This is a genomic window from Zongyangia sp., from assembly GCF_965361945.1.
On sequence record NZ_CBDTOK010000120.1, the window covers coordinates 1 to 5,518 of the forward strand.

The following is a 5,518-nucleotide window of genomic DNA, read 5'->3' on the forward strand; positions in this document are numbered from 1 at the left end:
GTGTAAAGGCGTACGATACTTCCCTTTTTCAGTCGCATATCCGCGCCTTTGAGAAACCTCTTTTCCTCCGGTGTATCCGGATTCACGACCACAATGGGAGGCGCGGCATCGCCGCCGCCCAGTAAGCCCCAGGCGGGGGTAACCGAACGCTCAAACCAGGTGCCAATGGCGCAGTCATCAGTTTCAACCTGATACTGGCGGATGACGCCGCAGCCGCCACGGTACTTTCCAGCTCCTTCCGAGTCCTGCCGGATCTTGTAACACTGAACCTCCAACGGATAAGTATGCTCCACAAATTCAACCGGAAGATTCTTAAAGTCGCCATTGACCATATTGATCAGCGCCGATTCCCCGTCGCCTCCCTGGAATCCTCCCCAACCGCCAACGGTAGCCTCACAGGAGGTGAAGAACTGACCGTCCCGGCGGGGATTGGTTCCATAGAAAAAGATGACCATGGAATCCCCGTAATGAGCGCCTGCCGCTTTATCAGGGACTACTTCTGCCAAAGCTTTGATGACCAGATCAATGAGGAGCCCCAAGGAAGAAAAATACCACTGGCAAGGCGCAGGCTCCTCTGCCGCGAAAATAGAACCAGGCGGTACAATGACATCTAGATTTCTAAAATTTCCTCCGCAAATTGGGGCATCTGGATTGACAAGCTCCTTAAACGCTACCCGGGCCGCCGCAATGGTCTGGGCAAAGCCACAGTTAACCGCCCCCTTGGTCGCTTTGTTGGAGCCAGTCAGATCAATGGTCATATTATCGCCATCTACGATGACCTTGCAGCAGACCTTTACATGATGTTCCAGATCATAGTTGTCATTATCCAGACACCCTTCCGCATAGTAGGTGCCATCAGGCAGTGTTTTGACAAATTCCCTATCCAACTGCTCGGCCTGACGGAAAATTTCCCTGGTAGCTTCTCTCACAACATCTAGGCCAAAGCGCTCAATAATCTCTACAAAGCGTTTCTCTCCAGTACGGCTGGCTGCGATCTGAGCGCCGATGTCTCCCTTCATCGCCGCATGGAAACGACTATTCAAGGCAATCAGATTGAGCACATCCTCCCGTAGTACTCCTTGATCAATCAGCTTGACCGGCGGCATACGGATACCCTCCTGATAGATATCCGTGGAATCAATGCAAGCTCCCGGCACCTTTGCTCCTACATCCAGCATAGCGGCGCGGGTAGCAGTAAATCCTACCAATTCTCCCTGATAAAAGATCGGGGACACAGTGGTAAAATCACCTACGTGGGTTCCCTGCATATAGGAATCATTCATGATATATAGATCGCCTTCCCGATGGGATTCGATACCAACGGTATCATTGAGGATCTTTATACAGATATCCAGATTCCCAAGAAAGATGGGGAGTCCCGCCGACTGTCCCAGCATTTGTCCATCCACGTCGAAGATACCCACGGAGCAGTCCTTCATCTCATATATCAAAGGGCTGAAGGCGCTGCGGGCCAGACTATTGTTCATTTCATGGGCCGCCGAGTTCAGCGCATTGCGCACAATCTCGACAACAATAGGGCTGACTTTATTGCTCATGATTCTCAATCTCCTTTGCTCTCATTTTTGGGGTGGAGCCTAACGCAGTCCAGAAAGGCGCTCTGGTTCTAACAATGAAACAGCATAGTCCACTTCCTCCTCGGTGTTCCAGCAGTGTATACAGTATCGAACAACACCCTCGATTCCAAAAAGCCGCAGTACACCGGGGCTGTAAAAGCTATGGGCCATAATTCCCACATTGTGATCGTTTATATACCGCCCCAATGCGGCAAAGGGAATCCCTTCAGCCTGAAAGCCGATCATCCCTCCCCGGTCTGCTGCACGGTGCGAACCGTAGATATTGATTCCTGGGATCTGCCGCATCTTCTGGATCATCCGATCTAAAAGCATGTCAATCCTTTTTTTGACTGGGGAAACGCCACCGATTTCTTCCAGATACTCCACTGCCCTACCTAATCCAAAGGCGGCAGGGAAGTTAACCTCTCCGAAGTTCATACGCTGGATACCTGTGTGGGGGATGAAATGGTTTTTACTCCAATCCCAGTCTTGCGGGCGCCAATCCCAAGTGCCATTGTTCCAGGTCGCAAATACCGGCTCAATTTCTTCCACCTTGGATGTCCGGGCGTACAGAAACGCCGATCCCGCAGGGCCCCGTAGGTATTTACGGCCCGACACCGCCAGAAAATCACATCCGATTTCATCCACATTGATCGGTATGATCCCCGCTGTATTGGCCGCATCCAGCATATAAAGGACATCCGCCTTCCGGCAAATCTTCCCCACGGCTTCGGCCGGCTGCACCATTCCCAAATTATTGGCCATATGGCATAGGGAGACCATTTTTGTCCTTTTGTCAATGAGATGCTCCAGCGCGTTTAGGTCAATGAGGCCGGGAAGCTTCGCAGGAATAAAACGCACTTCAATTCCGTCAATCTCCTTGCGCCGCAAAAAGGGAGCAACGTTGCTGATGAAACTCATCTCATCCACAATCACATTATCACCGGGAGACAGCCGAAGCCCCGCTGCTACCATACCAATGGCCTGGCTTCCGTTGGGTGTAAAGACAACTTCCCCTTCCCCCGCTCCGATAAGGCGGGCAACACTGCGTTTTGCCCGGATAAAACGTTCCTCTGTCAATTCCTGGGCTCTAGCGCTGGTGGAGCCATAACGGACAGCAATATCAAAATACTCCTGCGTAGCTTCTATCACCTGCCGTGGGGGCACGGAGGTAGAAACATGGTTGAGATAAATATTTTCGCAAGGTGTATCATTCCGAAGTTTTTTTATATCCATAACATGCCTCTGTTTTATCCGCTAGAAAGCGGTGGAAATGACATATTTCTTTGAAGTTCAGCGAACTCTCGGAAAAATAAGCTTATAATTAGATCGTTGTCTTCGCTTTTCCTTCTTTTCCGCCAAAAATCGTGTGGCCTTTGACCGAAATGATAAAAGCAACCAGGGTAATAGCTCCACCGATCACTGCCACTACATCACAGGCCGGCGATGGAAGGATAAAGGGGGCAATAAAGCTAATAAAAACACCGCCTAATACGCCAAACAGAAAGATTTTATTTTCGCCAGTGAGTACAATTTTACCATTCTTCCAAGCTTCCGGCGTGTACTTGCAGGGCTTTACTTTTGCTTGGATGATCATCCCTATATAGTAAAGAATTCCGGCGATAAACATGGAGGTAAACGCTGAGTAGCCGATAGGGATGAAGGTAGCCGCCGCACAGGCAATAATCATAGCGACCAGAGCGATCCAGTTAATACCGGAATGATCCTCCCACTTTCTCTGGCGGATCAGATAATGATCGATGGCCAGGATAATGCCGATGGGTGCAAAAAGGATGGCAATAGACTGTAAGAAGGTGTCCAGCCAGGTTAAGATACCGGTAAGGGCCAGGACAGTACCGATAGCTGACGTGCCAATGGTAGCCCACATCTTCCCTTTCGCGGATTTAATATTAAACATATTTGCTACAGCTAAACCGCAGGAGTAGGCGGCAACCACCATGGTGGTCATCTGGGCGATTAATACGCAAAGCAGTGCCAAAGCGCCCATATGTAATTCATTAGACATAATCGCAATAATGTCCCATGTGCCAGAAGTGGTAGAGAGGATGATACCAATGCCATAAATGCAGAAACAGACGGGGATATTACCGACAAATGGCGCCAGAACACTATCCGGCATGATTTTCGGATCACTTCTGGAGTAATCAGAGAACATAAGCCACTGGCAAGCAGAGCAGCCCAGGAGAAGAACAATTGCAGAAGTGATAGACATGGGGCTAGTTGGTTCACTTTCAATGAGAGCTTTAAGGCCAGGGCCAAAGCCTCCCAGGTTCTGAAATACTCGGAAGATGGCATAAGCAAAGACAATCAGCACTAGGGGTACCAAGACTTTGCTGATTTTGGCGATGATTTTCTGGCCCTTGAGGGCGGGGATCACAAAAATCAAGCCAATGAAAATCATAACAATGGCATAGATCCAAAATTCGCCGGGTCGGTATGATCCACCTGAAACGCCTGTAGGCCAGCGCTGGCGGCTACAGCCACGTGAGAGCCGTACCAACCCATATTCATATAAAGAAGCAAAAAGGAAATCAAGGTGCGGGAGGTGATACTGCCAAAGGCACACCGGGTCAGTTGGGCACTTGGCCGTCCAGTATCGGCGCCGACAGCAGCGTTAATTGTAGTGTAAACCTGGGCCAGAGTTAACCCGACCAGCATAACCACGAAGGCCGTAATAAAATGTAGCCCCTGAGCCAGTGTGGCACCCACAAAAATGATGGGAATATTCAGGTCACAGCCAGCGAAGACCGCAGCTGCATTGGTCCATTTTGTCCTTTTCTCAGCGGGAATCACATCTAGGGCCATATCTTCTGCTACAGCTTTGGACTCTACAGTTCTCATCTCCGTATCTGCCATTTGGGTTCCTCCTTTATTGTTTCATTGTATTAAATACGATTTGTATTTAAGCCCTTTATTCTTTTGTCATAACCATACTTCCCATCTCATTGACTGTCAGCTTCCATTTTGGTGGGACGACGGTAGTCGCTGTCAATTCCACAATGACAGCCGGTCCGTAAATGCAGCACTGTGTATTAAGATCAGAACGATTATAGACTTTTACCGTCTGCTCTCTAAAGTCAAATACACCGGGAAACTCTCGAATGGGGCTGGGGGCTACTTTTTCATTTCCCGCTGGAGATGCCGGTACTTTGTTTGACGCAGCCATAACGCTTAACCTTAAATTGACCATTTCTACAGGGTCGCCAGGAGCGGAATGACCATACAGTCGTTCATGCAAACTGTGGAAATTTCTCTTTGTAATTTCTTTATTAAACACCTGCTCTGACGCGTCATCTACCGGCAGGTTGATAGTAAACTCCTGTCCTACATACCGAAGATCCATAGCTTTATGGAAGGTGGCGTTTTCTGGGGATATCCCTTCTTTTTTCAGAACCCCACATAGTTCTTCATATAATACGTCAAAAATTTGGTCGATAGTTTCACTTGCCACCTCATCCATAGGGGCCATCTGCGTCCGGACTGCATCATGACGAATATCAGCTTGCAGCATTCCCCAAGCGGAAAAACCTCCTGGAACAGCCGGTACCATAACTTCTTCAATCCCCAATTCTTCCGCAATATGTGCTGCGTGCATAGGACCTGCGCCACCAAAGGCCAGCAAAGTAAATTCCCTCGGGTCAATACCACGTCGCACCGTAATTTCTCGAATTGCGTCAGCCATTTTATGGTTAGCGATGGCTAGAATCCCTTCTGCCGCTGTGGGAATATCCATACCAAACTTAGCCGCAAAATTCCCTACAGCTTTTCGGGCAGCCTCTACATCCAGTCTCATTCTTCCATCCAAAAAATGGTCTGGATCTATACGGCCTAGCACCAGATTGGCATCGGTAATGGTGGGCTGTGTTCCACCCTGCCCATAGCATGCTGGCCCAGGTTTGGCCCCGGCACTTTGAGGACCAACG

5 protein-coding genes are annotated in these 5,518 nt (G+C 49.3%); all 5 read right to left on the bottom strand.

Features of this window, described 5'->3' with window-relative positions:
* Positions 1-1,556, bottom strand: a 1,556-nt coding sequence (locus ACZ25G_RS07770) for a hydantoinase B/oxoprolinase family protein (protein ID WP_463682075.1), incomplete at its 3' end; no start/stop codon positions are given.
* A gap of 39 nt (positions 1,557-1,595) precedes the next feature.
* The gene (locus tag ACZ25G_RS07775; RefSeq protein ID WP_463682076.1) at positions 1,596-2,810 is read right to left on the bottom strand and encodes an aminotransferase class V-fold PLP-dependent enzyme; all 1,215 of its coding nucleotides are present in this window, start codon (positions 2,808-2,810) and stop codon (positions 1,596-1,598) included.
* A gap of 88 nt (positions 2,811-2,898) precedes the next feature.
* A complete protein-coding gene (locus ACZ25G_RS07780; protein WP_463682077.1) occupies positions 2,899-3,996 on the bottom strand; it encodes a purine-cytosine permease family protein in 1,098 nt (365 codons plus the stop codon).
* Positions 3,993-4,451 carry a cytosine permease gene (locus ACZ25G_RS07785; protein WP_463682078.1) on the bottom strand — a complete coding sequence of 153 codons (459 nt, stop codon included), beginning with the start codon at positions 4,449-4,451 and terminating at the stop codon, positions 3,993-3,995. The genes ACZ25G_RS07780 and ACZ25G_RS07785 overlap by 4 nt, the downstream gene beginning before the upstream one ends.
* A gap of 55 nt (positions 4,452-4,506) precedes the next feature.
* A partial coding sequence (locus tag ACZ25G_RS07790) for a hydantoinase/oxoprolinase family protein (protein ID WP_463682079.1) occupies positions 4,507-5,518 on the bottom strand: 1,012 nt, incomplete at its 5' end.

Bases quoted from the DNA above. Each gene is read 5' to 3' on its own strand.
- ACZ25G_RS07775 (WP_463682076.1), bottom strand. From the start codon at position 2,810: ATGGATATAAAAAAACTTCGGAATGATACACCTTGCGAAAATATTTAT.
- ACZ25G_RS07780 (WP_463682077.1), bottom strand. From the start codon at position 3,996: ATGATTTTCATTGGCTTGATTTTTGTGATCCCCGCCCTCAAGGGCCAG.
- ACZ25G_RS07785 (WP_463682078.1), bottom strand. From the start codon at position 4,451: ATGGCAGATACGGAGATGAGAACTGTAGAGTCCAAAGCTGTAGCAGAA.